The sequence below is a fragment of the Colwellia sp. MB02u-10 genome, assembly GCF_014077185.1.
Taxonomy (GTDB): Bacteria; Pseudomonadota; Gammaproteobacteria; order Enterobacterales; family Alteromonadaceae; genus Cognaticolwellia.
This window is the reverse complement of sequence record NZ_JACGVK010000140.1, coordinates 87,381-105,069: the sequence shown is the minus strand read 5'-3', so window position 1 is coordinate 105,069 and position 17,689 is coordinate 87,381. Positions and strand designations below refer to the sequence as shown.

Annotated in this window: 19 protein-coding genes; 1 reads left to right on the top strand and 18 read right to left on the bottom strand. The window is 38.3% G+C overall.

The annotated features are described in order from the left end of the window. Positions 1-11 precede the first annotated feature (11 nt). From H4J59_RS18700 to H4J59_RS18620, 18 genes are all read right to left on the bottom strand, one after another. The gene (locus H4J59_RS18700; protein WP_182241484.1) at positions 12-1,046 is read right to left on the bottom strand and encodes a virulence RhuM family protein; all 1,035 of its coding nucleotides are present in this window, start codon (positions 1,044-1,046) and stop codon (positions 12-14) included. An 11-nt stretch (positions 1,047-1,057) separates the two neighbouring features. Next, a complete protein-coding gene (locus tag H4J59_RS19715) occupies positions 1,058-1,939 on the bottom strand; it encodes a DUF4145 domain-containing protein (protein WP_182241483.1) in 882 nt (293 codons plus the stop codon). Beyond that, positions 1,936-2,727, bottom strand: coding sequence for a hypothetical protein (locus H4J59_RS18690; protein WP_182241482.1), 792 nt, complete (start codon positions 2,725-2,727; stop codon positions 1,936-1,938). The genes H4J59_RS19715 and H4J59_RS18690 overlap by 4 nt, the downstream gene beginning before the upstream one ends. Further along, a complete protein-coding gene (locus H4J59_RS18685) occupies positions 2,720-4,117 on the bottom strand; it encodes a restriction endonuclease subunit S (RefSeq protein WP_182241481.1) in 1,398 nt (465 codons plus the stop codon). The genes H4J59_RS18690 and H4J59_RS18685 overlap by 8 nt, the downstream gene beginning before the upstream one ends. After that, positions 4,117-5,154 carry an Abi family protein gene (locus H4J59_RS18680; RefSeq protein WP_182241480.1) on the bottom strand — a complete coding sequence of 346 codons (1,038 nt, stop codon included), beginning with the start codon at positions 5,152-5,154 and terminating at the stop codon, positions 4,117-4,119. The genes H4J59_RS18685 and H4J59_RS18680 overlap by 1 nt, the downstream gene beginning before the upstream one ends. 184 nt (positions 5,155-5,338) lie before the next feature. Further along, the gene (locus H4J59_RS18675; protein ID WP_182241479.1) at positions 5,339-7,729 is read right to left on the bottom strand and encodes a class I SAM-dependent DNA methyltransferase; all 2,391 of its coding nucleotides are present in this window, start codon (positions 7,727-7,729) and stop codon (positions 5,339-5,341) included. Positions 7,730-7,917: 188 nt separating this feature from the next. Further along, entirely contained in the window at positions 7,918-8,172 is a 255-nt protein-coding gene (locus tag H4J59_RS18670; protein WP_182241478.1) for a hypothetical protein, read from the bottom strand. 420 nt (positions 8,173-8,592) lie between these two features. After that, positions 8,593-8,814: a hypothetical protein gene (locus tag H4J59_RS18665; RefSeq protein ID WP_182241477.1), complete on the bottom strand. Its 222-nt coding sequence runs from the start codon at positions 8,812-8,814 to the stop codon at positions 8,593-8,595. Between the two features lie 57 nt (positions 8,815-8,871). Beyond that, complete coding sequence (locus H4J59_RS18660) at positions 8,872-9,402, bottom strand: inovirus-type Gp2 protein (RefSeq protein WP_182241476.1); 531 nt, start codon at positions 9,400-9,402, stop codon at positions 8,872-8,874. 61 nt (positions 9,403-9,463) lie between these two features. Continuing rightward, a complete protein-coding gene (locus tag H4J59_RS19560) occupies positions 9,464-9,589 on the bottom strand; it encodes a hypothetical protein (protein ID WP_259369599.1) in 126 nt (41 codons plus the stop codon). Between the two features lie 60 nt (positions 9,590-9,649). Further along, positions 9,650-9,880, bottom strand: a complete 231-nt coding sequence (locus tag H4J59_RS19910) for an AlpA family phage regulatory protein (protein WP_182241475.1) — start codon at positions 9,878-9,880, stop codon at positions 9,650-9,652. A 12-nt stretch (positions 9,881-9,892) separates the two neighbouring features. Next, positions 9,893-10,126, bottom strand: coding sequence for an AlpA family phage regulatory protein (locus H4J59_RS18650; protein WP_182241474.1), 234 nt, complete (start codon positions 10,124-10,126; stop codon positions 9,893-9,895). Positions 10,127-10,257: 131 nt separating this feature from the next. Then, the gene (locus H4J59_RS18645) at positions 10,258-11,400 is read right to left on the bottom strand and encodes a DUF6387 family protein (protein WP_182241473.1); all 1,143 of its coding nucleotides are present in this window, start codon (positions 11,398-11,400) and stop codon (positions 10,258-10,260) included. 9 nt (positions 11,401-11,409) lie between these two features. Then, a complete protein-coding gene (locus tag H4J59_RS18640; protein ID WP_182241472.1) occupies positions 11,410-12,627 on the bottom strand; it encodes a site-specific integrase in 1,218 nt (405 codons plus the stop codon). Between the two features lie 159 nt (positions 12,628-12,786). After that, complete coding sequence (locus H4J59_RS18635; RefSeq protein WP_182241471.1) at positions 12,787-13,650, bottom strand: YicC/YloC family endoribonuclease; 864 nt, start codon at positions 13,648-13,650, stop codon at positions 12,787-12,789. Between the two features lie 124 nt (positions 13,651-13,774). After that, positions 13,775-15,499, bottom strand: a complete 1,725-nt coding sequence (locus tag H4J59_RS18630; RefSeq protein ID WP_182241470.1) for a GMC family oxidoreductase — start codon at positions 15,497-15,499, stop codon at positions 13,775-13,777. Continuing rightward, positions 15,496-16,266 carry a gluconate 2-dehydrogenase subunit 3 family protein gene (locus H4J59_RS18625; protein WP_182241469.1) on the bottom strand — a complete coding sequence of 257 codons (771 nt, stop codon included), beginning with the start codon at positions 16,264-16,266 and terminating at the stop codon, positions 15,496-15,498. The genes H4J59_RS18630 and H4J59_RS18625 overlap by 4 nt, the downstream gene beginning before the upstream one ends. Next, positions 16,244-16,807: a thioredoxin family protein gene (locus tag H4J59_RS18620; RefSeq protein WP_182241468.1), complete on the bottom strand. Its 564-nt coding sequence runs from the start codon at positions 16,805-16,807 to the stop codon at positions 16,244-16,246. Before H4J59_RS18620 ends, H4J59_RS18625 begins: the two co-directional genes overlap by 23 nt. A gap of 167 nt (positions 16,808-16,974) precedes the next feature. Here H4J59_RS18620 and rph point away from each other — a divergent pair, with 167 nt between their 5' ends. Next, positions 16,975-17,688, top strand: coding sequence for a ribonuclease PH (gene rph, locus H4J59_RS18615; RefSeq protein WP_146879660.1), 714 nt, complete (start codon positions 16,975-16,977; stop codon positions 17,686-17,688). Position 17,689 lies beyond the last annotated feature (1 nt).

Genomic DNA, 17,689 nt, shown 5'->3' with positions numbered 1-17,689 from the left:
GGTTTAGCTATTTATTCGGCTTTTTTATCAGTTAAGGCTTTCACTGCATCAGCTAAATCTTGATCAACTTGGCTTGGTTTTAAATCAATTACCCGTCGAAATTTATCGTATTCTTGTTTGGCTTTTTGTTTCGCCTGCTCAGCCGATATTTTCCCAGCATGAGTTAATACATCAAAATCGCTTAGTTTAAGAAAATCATTTAATTTACTTGCCCAATCGGCCATTTTCATTAGCTTGCCATTTCGTGCTTGCAGCTCGGCAAATTCAAGGTAAGAAGTTACTAAACGGTTTAAGGTATCAAGCTCATCCGCAGATAAATAATTTTTACCCGTTACTACTTCTTTACGGGTAGGCTCTTTACCCGAGTCTTTGCCTGCATAGCTTGTTAATCCGAGGTGCGGCTTGTCGGCATCAATGCGCTGAAAAACCACTTCCGCAGCAGTATGACCATGAGCAGCCCAATGCATTTTGTTTTGTACTTGAGCAAAAAAACTCATGCTTTGTTGAATTTTACCGTCATAATCGATACTTGTTGCGTATATATCACACACTTTACGCCAGAAGAGTTTTTCTGAAGAGCGAATATCACGAATGCGGTTAAGCAATTCTTCAAAGTAAGGGCTAGACTCTGGCTGTTTTAAGCGCTCGTCATCCATCACAAAACCTTTAACCAAATACGATTGCAAGGTTCTAGTTGCCCATTGTCTAAACTGAACACCTTCTTTGGACCGCACTCGATAACCTACAGCAAGAATAGCTTCTAAACTGTAGTGTTCTATCTCTCTTGTTACTTGCCTAGAGCCTTCTTGTCGAACTATTCGGAATTTCCGAATGGTTGCGTTTTGTTCGACTTCACCATCGCTATAAATATTAGATAAATGCTCATTAATGGTAGGAACACCTTTTTGGTATAGCTCGGCAATAAGTGCTTGAGTAAGCCATAAGCTATCAGATTCAAAACGACATTCAACCTTAGTACTGCCATCAGCACTATTAAATAATATAAACTCACCATTAGGTGCTTCGGGTATTAAATTATCAGTCATTAATTACTCCGTTATTTTGCATGTTCTAGTGTTTTAGCGTCAGTTCGAGCTTTCTTCTTATCAAACTTGTTTTCTAATTTCGCCTGAGGTGCTTTTAAACGTTCTAATTTAGCTAAACGAGGAAATATTGCTAATACTTCTTCAACAATATCAAACGCCAGCAATAAATCATCCTCATTGACGTTATCAGAATGTGTGCCCTCATTACCCACTAACCGTAATGTATTTAGAAAGCTCGCTTCGGTTGAATATTTGGTTTCCAATTCTTTTATTTGTCGAGCAAGGGAGTTCGGCTTCATACCTAACTCACTACAGAACTTTTCTATTGCTCGCCTCAACTTACTGGCAGATGAGTTGGTATCAATATGGAAGTAATTGAATGCACCTAATAGTTCGAACTGTATTGATGCTGGAACGGTAGGACTAATTTCAAACATAGGCACAGGTACTGAAAAGTGATCTATTTTATATAGAGAAGGTAATTGCTTTTTTTCCGTATCCTGCTCAGCCTGTTCTTGAGACAAACCTGTAACCGTTATATTGTCATTGCAGCTGGCGCAAGTCATAAAGGCTGTAAACTTACAAAAGTGATAATTTGGTTTTACTACTTCATGGTAGATCACTGCTGCCGCACCAAATAATCCTAATACAGAGTTACTTCCCAGCATTTTCCCAATGAGTTTTTCTTGTACTACGGCTTTTTCTTTTTGCTTTGTGCTTTCTAAGTTAAAGTGGCGCGAAGCAATTTTTTTGTAATTATTAGATACTTCACGACTAATGATACTACTTTCATCTATGTTCAATGATTCTTGATGGCAATAAGGGCAAGGTAGATTGGGGTACTTATCTAAGGCGACGAAGCCTAATATTGATTTCCATTTGCTAGTATTCACGAACTAAATCCTTTTAAAATTTCTATAATCTTTTTGTTGTAGATAAAACTTAATATTGAAAAACATCCTAAAAAATAAGGCGCTAATATATCCAAATTTTCTCTATGAGTGAAAAAGCTAGAAGCTTGATACTTCAATTCACAGGATAAAATTTTAAAATATGCTTTGAGATTAATTCCGTTTTTGACTATCGTTTTATCTTTATTCTTAGCTTCGTCATTTTTAATACGCATTAAATTAACGGTTGCCCATTGTTCATGGCCGTGTTCTTCGGACCAAGTGAAGTCTACATGCCTTCCTAATAACCATGAGCAACGATACTTTTTCTCTAAGTCATTACAGTGGTGTTGGTGAATATCTTCTATTAAATTTTCAGGATACAAGTCTTTAATTAACCCCTCAACATCATCGGCATAATCATGATAAGAATAAAAATAATCGTCATAAAGCATTCTTTTGGTCCAAGCTTTATATAATTCATCATGATATGGGCGGGCGTAGTTGTAGTAGCGGATCATTAGAAAGGCGATGGAAAGCAATAATAAGTACGCAATACCATTTTGATTAGTAAAACTAATCTTCATAATAAAGGTATTTGCCTCTACCACTTTTGCGCCCGAGAAAGATATTGCTAATAGAATAAGAGAAACCACCGTAAGTAACTTACGTTTAGCTTTTAAGCCTTCATCTGTATCAATACGCTGAGTTAGTGTCAATGGCTCTGCTGGCTCTATAACTGCCGTGGGAATCGGTGCTACTATTGAGACTTGAGCTACGTTATCAGTCATTAATAGCCTCTTGAGTTGCTGATTTAGGAGCATGCCCTTTCTTTGAGGTAAAATGCCTAACGTCTATTTTTCCAGTGACAGCTTCGGAGATAAGTGCAGAGCAGCGTTCCTGGAGTAACGTTATCCCTTTTAGCGCCTGCTCCTCCAATCTTTGGAAAACAACCATACGAGCGTTAATTACTTCGTTAATTGCAGCTTGTTCCCCTAAAGGAGGTACAGGCATCAAACTTCCAGATAAATATTCCTGCTCAATACTTTCCACTGTTGCACCTTCTTTAGACCATTCAAGCAACAATGAAGATACGTTACCGATAATATAATTAGCAGTATATTCAGCATCCATCCGTTCATTAAACTTTAGTGCTTTCATATCTTGATTAAGAGTCACTTTCACTTTGTTTATAGCAATAGGTATCGTTCTTTGAAGGATTCCAGAGCGGACAACCATTAAAAGCGCACCAGCATTCACAAAATTAGTGGAAGACTCTTTCACTGCTTTTTCTGTCAATTTATCTTGAGTATCTAAAATCCAAAATGACTTCATATCTTTAGGTGATACCCAAGGAATATCTCCGCCCGTCCAATAGCTGAGGTTATCTTTACTTGGAGTGCCACCACCACTAAAGTTGCAAAGATATTTAAGAGGCACCATTTTCCAATGCCTTGGTACTTCACCTAACCACTCAACACCTGAATCGCGCATTGGTGCGTCGGGATTAAGGCCTTTGGTGACGGCATGGCTGATCACGGCTTGGCGTTTTTCTTTTAGCAGTTTTATCAGCTGTTTTTGTTTGTCAATCAGGGTATCGATTTTCGCGGTTTCGTGATCGAGGAAGTTGGCTATTTTTTCTTGTTCTAGCCTAGACGGGTAAGCAACCAAGATGGTTTTAGTTTTCTCCTGATTCATTATCCCAATAGTTGAAGAGTTTGAAATTTGCTTCATTTGCGCAAGCTGAACCGCTAATGAATACATTAAATACATACCCAATATTTCCCCATTTGGCTCTATTATATTAATTTGCTGGTTACATGAAAAACTATTAGGGCAATATGCTACTTTCCCTAGCGTTGCTCCTATCCCTATAACAACAACCGAACCGCCTTGATATAATCTGGCATCACCGATATCACAGGATTCATGTGTAACATATTTAGAGCTAGATAAAAGAACTTTCCTTCCATCAAAGTCACCAGGTGAAAACCAACAAATCTGATTTTTATCCGTAAATGAGCTTTGATTTTTTGGTGTTCCTCCTGTACTTACACTGTCAGATAAATACTTAACTGGAGAAGCCTCCCAATGGCTTGGGATGTCACCCAACCATTCTATTTCGGAGTTTTTATATTGAGGATAAGCCGTATACCTTCCATTCAAAGCTATTTTGTTCATTATTGCTCACCTGTTTGGAAAAAGTTATGGTCGTGCCAATTATCAACAAAGCCCATAGGGAAAAGTGGTACTTCAGGGTGCAATAAAATTAAGGCTTTTAACTTATTTTGCCATTGACTGTCGGGGCTTATTTGCTGCATTAAATACGCGAGCATCAGCAATACCATATAAATACGTCGATTCGGTTGTATTTGACTTGGGATTAATCGATCAGGTAATTGCCATAAAGCGCCATGGGGTATTTTAGGTTGTATGGCTAATTCTCGGTTCCATAAACGGCTATGATGGGCGCAACAGTTACGAATAAAGTTTAAGGTATGTAGCCAGCTTTCTAGCACTTCTTGGGGGACACTAAAACGTTTAGCAATGGCTTTACGGTCGCTGTCTTTGGCAAGCCCACTGTATAGGTGTGAAATACTACCGAAGGTTAATTCTTCTGCCATTGCCCAACCTGGCATAAGTTCGGGCGTTGAATAATGATGTTGATAAAATCTAGGATAGTTTTCTTTAATTCTGCGCTGTATGCGTAGTTCTTTTACTTCGATTGAGGCATTACTACGCTGAATTTGTGTTATATCACGGTGCAGAAGTTGAGACTCCTTAGTTTGCTTGTCTTTAATATCTCGTAATAAGCGTTGGTGGTCAAAATTTCGTTTGAATAATCTGCTGTTCATATACCAATGTGAGCCACTATTTTGCTCTGTTGTTTGGTACTTAGTGCCCATAACATTATTGAATGTGGCTCTAATAGCGACCTCAACTCGTTCAACGGCATCCATAATTAACAAACGTAATTCACGGTCAAACGCATATAAGTCAACAATTTGCTTAAATTCTACTTGGTCTTTAAATTGGTGCTCTACGGATTGTTCCGCAATAGGGCGTTGAAAAGGTCGCATGTAGGCACTTAAACGGAAAAAACTAATCACTTCTAAGTATTTTTTTGCACGTTCTGGTGATTGAATTTGCAAGGATCTGCTGAGCAATAGTTCAATTTGTTGGTCAACATTAATGGCGGGCTTGGTGAATTGAGTCATTATGCCCTCACTAACGTAACTAACTTATTTAAAGTTGTAGGCATAAAAAAGCCCACACAATTTGAGCATTCATGAAGAGGCTTGGTGGGCGTATTACGTATCATATTAGTCGTTACTGTCTCATGCGTCAACAATAATATTGCTGTAAGCCCATTCGTTAGGTTAATAAAAAAGCGATAAAACATTATGAGTGCACCTCTTGCAGTAAGCTCATAATCTCAGCTGAAACAGCATCTAAATCTGCATCAATTTCGACTAAATCTCTTGTCGGTTGATACTGGTAAAAATGGCGATTAAACGGAATTTCGTAACCTACAATGCCTATTTCTTGATCTTTATCGTCTTTTTTATTGGCATCTATCCATGCATCGGGAACATGTGGTTGAACTTCTTTTTTAAAGTAAGCTTCATTGATGTTATTTACTGTTTGGCTAGGGTCAAGTGCGACATTTTCATTATCACGTAAATCACCATCCGTTTTGTATTCAATGACTTGTGTTTTGCCATCTAGGTCAACTGCAAACAAACCATAAATTGGACTAGCTTTAGTTTTATGTGTTTTCTTAATGACCTTTTCAGCCTCTGGGTTTTTCCAGCTAACTGCAGTGGTTATTTGTTTTTTCTCTTTGGTGTCTAAGGTAATACCTTGATCTTGGCAGGCAATACTTAATTTGGCTTCATATGTATTCATATCATTACATTGTGCCTTCCCCATACCTTGTGGAGCTAATTCTTGTAGCTGCTTAGCTTTTAGCATAATTTGTTTTTGAGCAAGCCAGATATTTCTGTCTAATAACTCTTTAATTTTGGCTTCTTTAATTTCGCTAAAATGGGTTTTTAAGTACTTACGGATCTCAGACTCATGTTCCGTCAATACGCCGTAATTTTCACATTCTTCGTCGTCTGTCCAGAGTGTGATTATATCGTTACCATAAGTCTCATAAAGCCACTTCATTGGTGCATTTAGTGGTTTTGCAGCAAAGCGCAATTCGGAAATACGTCCATTACTAAACTGGAAGCTTTCTCTAAGAGGGCGCTCTATGCTGATACGACGATAACCAAACTCATGGCTGGCCAATATTTTGCTGGCGAAAGTTTTCGGTGCTTCGGTTTTTGGATTAGCCGATTGTCTACCCCGATTACTTTTTTGCTCTGCGGGTTTATTTAGTCCTAACTCTTCAAGTGTAATTGCATCAACCACTTCAAAGGCACCAAAGCTGCGGGTAATAGTGGCAATATCATCAGCGCTCATTTCATTACGTTTTGAACCGAGAGATTTACGCATTTTTCCACAAAGGTTAATACCATTTATTAGCTGTACTTTACCTTTGCGCTCGTCCGATTTTTTGTTTGATAGCACCCAAACGTAGGTAGCTATACCTGTGTTGTAAAACATCTCAGTAGGCAATGCGACTATGGTTTCGAGTAAATCAGCTTCAAGAATATAGCGACGTATTTCAGACTCTCCTGAGCCAGCACCACCAGTAAATAAAGGTGAGCCATTAAGAATAATACCAATACGGCCACCACCTTCACTTGCATCCCTTAATTTACTAAGCAGGTGCATTAAAAATAATAGTGAACCGTCTGATACTCTTGGTAACCCAGCACCAAAGCGCCCATCAAAGCCTTTAAGGGTATTTTCAGCTTTGATGGTTGATTCAATTTTTTTCCAATCTACGCCAAACGGCGGATTAGATAACATGTAATCAAACTTATCAGCGTAAAGTTGATCGTTTGATAAAGTATTACCTAATTTAATATTGGTGACGTCTTGCCCTTTGATTAGCATATCAGCTTTACAGATAGCGTAACTTTCAGGGTTAAGCTCTTGTCCATAAGCACGCATAACCGCTTGAGGATTTAATTCGTGTACGTATTCCATACCAGAGGAAAGGAAACCACCAGTACCTGCAGTAGGATCGTAAATGGTGCGGATAATACCTGATTTAGTTAAGGCATCATCATCTTCCATAAATACTAATGAGGTTGTTAATCGAACGATGTCTCGCGGGGTAAAGTGTTCACCCGCTGTTTCATTTGAACCTTCAGCAAATCGGCGAATTAGCTCTTCAAAGGTTAGGCCCATATCGTGATTACTGATCGCTTTAGGGCTTAAATCTGTCGTTCTAACTTTTTGTACTACCTTCCACAGTAAATCAGCATCGTTAAGCTGGCCTATAAACTCCCCGAAATTGAAGTATTCAAATATTTCGCGTGCGTCTTTGGAAAAATCTTGAATATAGCTTTCAAGGTTAGTTTTAATGTCAGACTCGCCAAGCTTAGACATATCCATTTTTGAAGTATTGAAGAAACTTAAGCCATCAGGGCTGCTTGCTGACTTTGTTGCACGTAATAACATTTTCTCTTGTGCTGCTTCAGGTAGGTTCATCTTCTGCACTTTTTCATGTTCTGCAAGTACAGCTTCTTTACTTTCTTCTAAAACACCTTCAAGACGGCGTAATAAGGTAAAAGGGAGAATAATACGGCCATATTGAGATTGTTTAAAGTCACCACGAAGGAGGTCTGCAATAGACCAACAAAAGGCCGCTAGATTGTTAGGAGTTTGGTTCATTGGAGATTGTGGCCTTTATTCAGGAAAAATAGCGCTAAAGTGTTAGCAAAGTGTTGCTAGAATAATAAAGCACTCTATCGATCCTATAAAGGCATTTATGGTCGTTTTAAGTTATTAAATTTGTTGGTTTAATTTAAGTAACCTTGATTAATTATCATGTTATGTCATTTAAAGTAATACTATCAATATCACAGGTAACGGCCTCTTTGCTTTGCAGCAGATTTATTAGTGTTAATAAGTTCTTTCGCCATACACAGCAATACCTTGTTTATTTTATTACTGGTCCCGTTTATTAATTCACTCACATAAGGTTGAGTGATAACTAATCCGGATTTTGTTGTAATATCCGAATCTTTAAAGTGCTCAACCGTACCTTTTATCGTTTTTACCACAATGTATTTTGAGATAACTTCATCTTCGAAAGTTATCTCGCCTTTGAGCATTAAATCCCTTATTGCATTGAGTTTTAATCCATTTTTTTTGCATCTTCAGAAACTTTACCTTTGTTGATTTCAAGTAAATTGATCAATTCTCTAATGTTCTTGTTTTTATTCATTATTATTGCTACTTCTTTGGTTATTTATTGATTGTGTATGATTAATTTAAATCGCGAATTTTAAGTGTAATTACATTGGTATTTTAGCCTTGCTCAAAGTTATTACTTTTTAATAGGTGCTGCTTGCTGAATAAATAACCACCTTAACCTATTGATTAGTAGCAGTTAAATTTTAAACCTTTAGATATGTATTAATTTAAAGTGCAAATTCGCACTTTGTTAAAACTGCGAAAATAGTGAATTAGTCGCTATAAATTCGCAGTTTTATTAAAAAGTAAATAACCTACTGACGGCTGACGCTAAAAGACTAAAGTGAAATTTTCTCTCTACCTTTAATCCCGTGCTTATATGTAAAAGCTTGTAACTCTCTAGTACTTAGTTGACTAGCTAATAAAGCAATAGCTTCGATTGTAATTGAACGATTTAAATATCTGTCCCACGGTTCAACCATCCTTTTTCCTAGCTGCTCTAACAAAGCGTCTGTTTCATCCGATAAGGTGACTGAATATTGGTGTTTTATACGTGCCATTTTTGTTTTTCCTATAACTGTATTTAAGTGTTAGTTGTTTGAATTATTAAGGAGCTGTTAAGCATTTAATCTATTGGCTCTCATACTTTTTAACCTACTCGTTCCATAATCACTTACTCCACGGGGACGATTTCCTTTAGATTCATTTTTAGCTAAATAACTCAGGCGATAAATAACTCGTTGGATTGATTTGCTATCGTCGCGTTTAATCATGTAACCATTGTTCTTTGGGTAATAAGGGCTGAAGTGGTTCAGTGAATCACAGACAGAATCTATAATTTTTCCAAAGCCAAATGATTTCCAAGTTTTATGACCATTTAAAAAGATTACGTAATGATAATGTGAAGTCTCTGCTGATTCTGTTTGCTCTCTAACCCAAACATAGCCAATATCACATTTGTACTTTTTACTTAATCTTCGGTTGAGCCTATCTCTAAATTTACTAATCATTTTGTTGTTATAAGTTTCAAGGCAAAAGCGTAGATCAAAGCGTATGGCAAATACCTTTGAGTACCGCTTTAACATTTGAGATAGTTGATCAGATGTTTTTTGCATGATTTTATTATTTAGGCCTTCTTTAAATGACATTACTTGCCAGATATCCTCTTCGTAGATAAAGGGCTCTGTGAGAAAAAAACAAGCCATAATATTAGTAATAACCTGCGTTAAAATTCATTGCTAAATACCATTGCCATCCATTTTTAATAGGACTTAGCTGATTTTTAATTAAATTTATAAGGTGTAAAATAGACATCATTACTTCATCTTGTTTCATGTTGTTTCATCTGAGGATATAAAAAAAGGTAAGCAAGTTACCTTTTAAATATTTATGTAATTAAACTCTATTTAGCCAATCTGCATAACTTTTTCTAGGCCACCCAATAGTACGATTTTTATGCATAATCGGCTTAATAAAGGTTCCATTTCTGGACCAACGGTAAAGTGTTATTCGGCTGACATCGAGCAGCCTTCTCATTTCATCAATCCGAATGATACGGTCTACAGGTTGTCTTTCAGAAACAACATTGCAATTGTGTTCTTTAGATTTATTATATGTAAAAAGCATGAAAATTCTCCGTTACACATCTTGTAGTGATTCAACAAATTTTAAAAGGGCACTCAAACGCCATCCCACTGAGTGTGACGATAACCTTACTCGTTTAGGATGTTGGTTTGTTTTCTCAAGCTGAAAACATTTTGAACGGCTTATTTTCGTGATGCTTTCGCGCTCAGCTTCTTTGACAATTCGATCATAGATAGGCGCTACACCGATAGTTTCAAGTAACTGTGTAGCTTGGTTTGGTTGGTTCATGTTGTACCCACTTAGGTTGGTTTGTATTAAGTGGGATGAATATTACTGTGCTACAAGAAAAGTAGGAATTGAGTAATCTAAATTAAGTTTCACACTGTTTTTATTTAAAAAAACATGTTATACGCTGTGTGTTATTTATATAACATGATTATATTTTTCACTTTTGTAATTCTATCGCTAGGGTTTTTACGTAAATAAAGCTGGGCCGTATTTATATATTCAAAGTTTAAATAATCGAAAAAATATTCCTTATGCCACTTCTGATTAATCTCAGTCTCATCCTTTTGATCACTAAATAGTATTTTATTAAAAACAACAAAAGGAAGCTTTTTAATATTACTAAGGGAATATGTAAATTCAAAGCATTCAGGTATATATAAGCCACCATCATACATATCACGCAGGTCATCATTATTTTTTACATGATTATAAATAGTCCAGATCCTTATATCCATATAAGGAATCATTTTCATCCTAATAATCTTTTTAATGTATAGCTCAGCTACCCCATCATTTTTACGTTCTGGCTCTAAAATTTTTAATTTTTTTCGAGACTCAGCAAGTAGATCAGAAAAATGGCTCATGAGTTCAATATCTGTGTAAGCCGCTAGATTTAACTTTAGTAATAAGTCATCTCCAGTAACATCTGACCCGTGAAAGACAGCAGTACAAGGATTACAGGAATTACATTTATTTGGCATGGAAGAAAGGTGATATGGCTGTTTAAAATCGCATTTATCAATATAGCTTTGACAGCATTTACAAAGTTCATTGAAATCTACATAACTTTCTTTTTCATCAAAAAAATTAGAATTAATCTCTTCAGCAAATAATGTTAAACATTCGATGCATAAATTTTCAACAAACACGTTATCAGAGGCATTAACTGCCATAACAACATAAGAGGGTTCTTCTTCATTCATTTCAACTACTGAAGCATAAGTTTGTAATTCAACATTAGAAATTGCGGATATTCCGAGGAACTCAGTAAGGCATTGGCAGTTATCTTTTTTTACTTCCGGAGTTAGTGAAGTGTTTACTATAGGATTCCCGGATAAAATACTTTGCCACTCTTCAGTATTAGGGAATATATTAGTCCTTTCTTCTTTGTCATCTAAACCTAAATAAAACCGAGTTCTGAACAATAACTGATCTAGCAATTGTTGCTGCGTTAATTCTAGTAAACCATCGTAATTTTCTAATTTAAACCAATCGAGTTTATCTAGCCATTCTCTATTACGAGTGCTCAGAAGATCTAGGGGTATATGAGCCATATTTAATACCTACTCATTTATAATTCTATCTAGATAATCAGCAATTTTTTTATGTGCTTCACGTCTTTCATCCAAATAATCGTAACGATCATAAATCCCTTCAACACCTTTTAATTTATGGTTCAAACAACGTTCAGCTACGTGACTATCTACCTTTTGAGAAGAGGCTAAACTCCTAAATGTGCGTCGTAAATCATGAGGAGAAAATGGCTTTATATCACCCATTAAATTGGCTGGTTGTATTTTACGACCGGCTTCATGACCAAACATTGAAGAAATAGCTCTATTTAACGTATCGTCGCCCATATGTGGTTTCTTTGAAGCACGCCTAGCTGGGAATACATAATCAGAACTACATGCCCTTATATGTAGTTCATTAAGCCATGCAAGCACTTGAGTAGGTAGAGGGATAGTTATTGGCGCACCTGTTTTACTTCTACCTTCAGGTAAATGCCAGAACGCTTTATCTAATTCAAACTCGTCCCATTTAGCACAGCAAAGTTCAGATTTCCGTACTCCCAATGTAATTAACAATGCACAAGCTAAGTAATTATCACGATTAAATTTAGCAATATTATTTTTGAACACTTGAAACATGTGAGATATTTCACTAAGTGTTAATGCTCTTTCTCTGCTTTTTTCAACTCCGCCAGCATCTGTAACAGTAAAAGCGCTGGCGGGATTATGATCGATTAATCCCAATTTAATTCCATGGCGAAATAGTTGTTTTAGATACATTAAAGCATCATTAGCAATCGTTGGCCTTGCGTCAGATATACTCTGAATAATTTCACGGATTTTAAGGGGCTTCACTTGATCAATAGGAATATTACCAATAAATGGTTTCACATCCTTTGTATAAACTCGTTTTGGTATGTTTGGGTGCTTAAGTCGTTTCGCTATGTCGTTCTCAAACCAGTCTTCAAATAAATCATCCACCAGCTTAATCGACTGCTCTTTAATTCGTTGCCGAGTAATAAGAGGATCTGTGCCTAAATTAATATCACGCGTTTTAATTGCAGCATCGGCTTTAGCATCGGCAAGTGATAGATCAGGGTATTTTCCTAGAGTGATCTCCTTTCTCTTGCCGTAAGCCGTATAACGAAGCATCCAATAAGGTGTCGCTGAGTTTCTAACTACCAAATATAACCCATTACCAATAGGGTGGCGCTTAGGGTCTCCTTTGATAAAGCCTTGTATTTTCTTAACTGTTATTGATTTTGACATTTGCCCACCACCTGAATTTTAATAAAATAACTAGCCCACCACTTTGCCCACCTATAATGTTACAACTTACCAGAACAAATGAAAACACACAGGCACAAAAAAGCCCCGATTAACGAGGCTTTAATTACTTAACAGTACATCTACGGATATATCAAAACGCTATTCAATATTCTGGATCTGCTCACGCATTTGCTCAATTAACACTTTTAACTCAACCGCTGAGTTGGTGATATCGGCATTAATAGATTTTGAACCTAAGGTGTTTGCTTCGCGGTTAAACTCTTGCATCATAAAATCTAAACGTCGACCTTGTGCGCCGCCTTTTTTCAATATGCTGCGGGTTTCTTTTACGTGACTAAATAGACGGTCAATTTCTTCGTCAACATCCATTTTTTGCGCCAGTAATACCAGTTCTTGCTCAACACGTGATGACTCAAGTTCAATGTTGGCATCCGCAAACTTGTCGGTAATGCGCTTACGTTGCCATGCTATGATTTCTGGCATGTGGCCTTTGACTATATCGGCTTGCTCGATAATACCATCTAAGCGCTGCTCAAGAAGCATCTTAAGATTTTCACCTTCATCGGTACGAGCAACAATAAAGTCTTTTAATGCTTGGTCAAAACCGGCCAGTACTTCTGCTTGAATGGTATTCATGTCAGCTTCTTCTGCTTCCATCACACCAGGCCAGCGCATAATTTCAATGGGGTTTACCGTCGCGTTATTGGCTAAACTTGCAATAGTATTGGCGTGGCTCATTAATTCAGCAGCTAGCGCTGTATTTAAAGTAATTTTACTTTTTTCTGCTGGGTTAGCATTAAAACGTAAATTACATTCTACTTTTCCGCGATTTAATTGCTTGCGAAATCGTTCTCTTAATACTGGCTCTATGCTTCTAAATTGCTCGGGTAAACGAAAATAAGTTTCGAGGAAACGTTGATTAACAGAACGGATTTCCCAAACGGCATTGCCCCATTCGCCCTTAATTTCATGGCGTGCGAACGCTGTCATACTATGGATCATTGAGTCTCCTAAATTTTTTAAATTAACATTGTGGTGAATTATGCCCTAGCTACTACTGGGTATCTACATTAATAAGCTGTAGTTAGCGAGATCATGGTGGCAATATACCCGCTCTACGTCAATATTAAGTCTTTGCTTGCTGCCAGCGCGCTTTAATGTGGTCTGCAACGCGAAACGAGTTGGCATAAATGGTAAAGGTGTAAGGCACACTGCCACCTGTTGGCATAAACGAGGCGTCGGTAACAAATAAGTTTTCAACCTCATGTGTTTGGCAGTTTTTATTCAATACTGACGTTTTAGGGTCATGACCAAAACGACAACCACCCGCCATTAAGTTGGTGGGTGGCGAACTGCTCACCGATGATGAAACGTTGCTCGCGCCCATTTCTACTAATAACTTTTCAGCTTTTTCAGCGAGATATTCACCTACGTCTAAATCGTGGTTATGCGCGCCAATACGTACTTTTGCCACAGGGTCGCCCCACTTATCGGTGACTTCGTCATCTAAGGCAACAAAACAATTATCGGTTGGCAACCAGTCATTAAACACTTCAAAACGGAGTGTTTTATAACTGGTGAATTCAGTTTTCATGCTTTGTTTGAGTGCCTCACCCCAAAGTAGTGTTTCACTATTTTGGCTTTCATCATATTGCCACTGTGTACCTTGTGCACGCGAAATAGGATTTTGATAAAACAAGAAGTCTATGGTGCCGCCTTTGGCTTTGCCATCGCGATTAATGCCGGTAAAAGCTTTATCATCAATTTGATACCAGTCTTGTAACGCACGATTAATAAAAGGTCCTACTTGGGTAAGTTGTGTTTTTTTCTCGTCGGTTAAGTCTTTATAAAAGAAATCACCACGACCTGTTCCACCGGCACTAAAAACTAAATTTTTACCGACTTGGCCGGTATTGTTGGCTAAACCGTTAGGGAATTTTTCGCCTTTGGAAGCCAATAACAAACGTGAGGTTTCAATGGCTTGGCATGCCACTACATAATATTTAGCCTGAACAGTTTTTTTGCGCCCTGCTTGGTCATAATATTGCACGCCAGATATTTCACCTTGGCTATCAGTCGCAATGTTATACACTTTTGCATGCGGTGTTATGGTGCAATTGCCTGTAGCGACTGCGTGGTTCAATAATGCCGCTCGGCCACCACCTTTCGCGCCTGACGAACAACCATAACTGCTGCAATAACCTGAATATTCACAGCTATTTCTGCCCATTGCCGGTTGAGATAATATCGCTCTAGGCACTGGCACTGTGTGATAACCTATTTTTTCTGCGCTTTTGTCTATCCACGATGAAATGGCATGTTCAGCCAAGGGTGGGTAAGGAAAGTCGGTTGAACGAGGTTCTTGATGTGGATGTGCAGTGGCTCTGCCTGAGACACCAACCACCTTTTCAACTATCGCGTAGTAAGGTTCTAGCTCATCATAACTGATCGGCCAGTCAACGACATTGGCGCCTTTAATGGCACCAAATTCAGTTTTCAAACGAAAATCTACCGGCTTTAAACGATGAAAGTAGCCACTCATAAAATTTGACGAGCCACCAACTACGGTGCCATTCCAAAAGCTCCAACCCGATTCACTGGTTGCTTGGCCTTGCCAAAAACTTTCACCTGCGGCGTTTTCATATTCTTCTTCAATAACATGCTGTTCGTCTTCAAGTTTCGGGTTGTAAGCATCACGTAAGCTGATCGCGAGTTCATCTTTATAAAACTCTTTTTCTGTTAACCAAGCGCCTTTCTCTAGCACTAATACTTTAGCGCCTGCGTTGGCTAAGGTATAAGCCACTGGTGAAGCGCCTGCGCCACTACCCACTATACAAATATCATATTTCATGCTTTTCGAGTTCCTATTTTCTTGCCCATATATTGCTGATGGCTGACAATTTGTGTGCTTGTTGTCTTGGAAAACGGCGCTTTGTTACTCAGCACAATAGGTTGTTTACCGGGTAATTCATAATAACGCTGCCCAGCTTGAGGTAAGGGAAAACCCGCTTGATGATCTAACCACTGCCAACCTATACCATTAGGATTACCGCCATAACTTGGCGGAGTCAGCATGGCCTCGAAAATATAGCTAACTAAATTACTTAACCAGTTCTCGCCCGCGCGTGAGCGACTAATGGCCCGCAATATTTTTTCTTTTTCATCAAAGCTTAATAGCACAAAGTTTTTCTGTAATTCACTGTTGCTGAAACCATTTAGCCAGCCAACGCCTTTATAAATAAATTCAATTTCATCACTGTCGGTGGGCTGTTGAAACACGACATTATATAAATACTGTGTTGCTTGAATTTCTTTTGCACTAGGTCCCGTTGGCGACTCAGGTAATAAATGCGCCAGTACCGCTTCAAGGGTTAACCAGGGGTCAGTTTGCAATACCTGAGCAAATTGCTCACTAGCCAGTGTTGACCAAGCACGTAATGGCATAGCGGCAACCATAGTCGCGCCCGCTGCAGATTTTAGTGCACTGCGCCTGGAAACTTTCTTTTGTAGCCATTTGGGCGTGCGAAAATTTTCATCAAAAAATGAGTTCACTGGCGACATTGCTTTGTTCGTTGTTTGCTTTCGAACCATAGCGTTAACCTTTTGCACTTGAGTCATTTAAATTTTCCTTATTATTTTTTACCTGCCATTTTGCGAGAAAAGTCAGCCAGTACTGTGCAGAATACTGCAAGTTGTCAAGTAATTCAGCGGTGTCTTTGGACAACAACATTTGGCCAGTATTGGTTGAAACATACATATGCGGGTAACCTTGCACGGGTGGCAACGACTTCATAAAAGCTTCGTTTTCATTGCTGTCACTCACGCTTATTTTCAGTAGGACATAATTATCATGCAGCGCTTGGTAAATTTCGGGATTTTTCGCTAGAAAAGCATCCATTTTATGACACCAAGTACACCAATTGCCGCCAATTTCAATTAACACATTTCTGTTACTGGCTTGCGCGATGGCAATGGCTGCTTGCGCGTCTTTAAACGGGTCGCGCTTATCGTCATAAACTTTACTGTATAACGGCAATTCGTTTGCAGTAGCAATTGTTGACGGGTGTGCAGAAGCTTGCGCACTTACTGGGCTGGTGAGCAATAAACTTGATAACAATACACTGGCTAACCATAAAACAATAAACAGCTGAAATTTCATAAATTCTCTCTACGTCAATAATATTCAATAGCCACTAACAACAAACCCACAATAGAGTGACCTTATATTAATTAACTATATTTCAAAATACTTGTAACGTCATTATGTCAAATTGCTATCCGAACGATTATAATGCGCAGCAATTATACTATGATAGGAAATGCAACATGCGTCCAAGCGGCAGAACTTTAGGGCAAATACGTCCTGTAACCATTACGCGTCAATTTACCGCTCATGCAGAAGGCTCAGTGCTTATTGAGTTTGGTGATACCAAAGTTATATGTACCGCTACAGTGGAAACCGGTGTACCGCGTTTTATGAAAGGCCAGGGCAAAGGTTGGATCAACGCTGAATACGGCATGTTACCTCGCTCTACTCACACGCGTATGCGTCGCGAAGCTGCCAATGGCAAACAAAGCGGTCGCACCTTAGAGATTTCTCGTTTAATCGCGCGTTCATTGCGTGCTGCGGTTGATTTAGCTGCATTGGGTGAAAATACTATTACGATTGATTGTGATGTTATTCAAGCTGACGGTGGCACACGTACCGCTTCAATTACCGGCGCTTGTGTCGCTTTGGTTGATGCACTAAACCATATGCGCGCTAAAGGTATTATTAATAACAATCCCCTTAAGCACATGATTGCCGCTGTTTCTGTGGGTATCTATAAAGGTGAAGCGATTTCTGATTTAGAATATGTTGAAGATTCAGCCGCGGATACTGATATGAACGTTGTCATGACCGAAACCGGCAAGTTAATTGAAGTGCAAGGCACGGCCGAAGAAGAACCCTTTAGTTTTGACGAAATGCAACAAATGCTCGCACTTGCTAAGAACAGTATTAACGAACTGTTTGATATTCAAAAAACCGCTTTAAATTAAG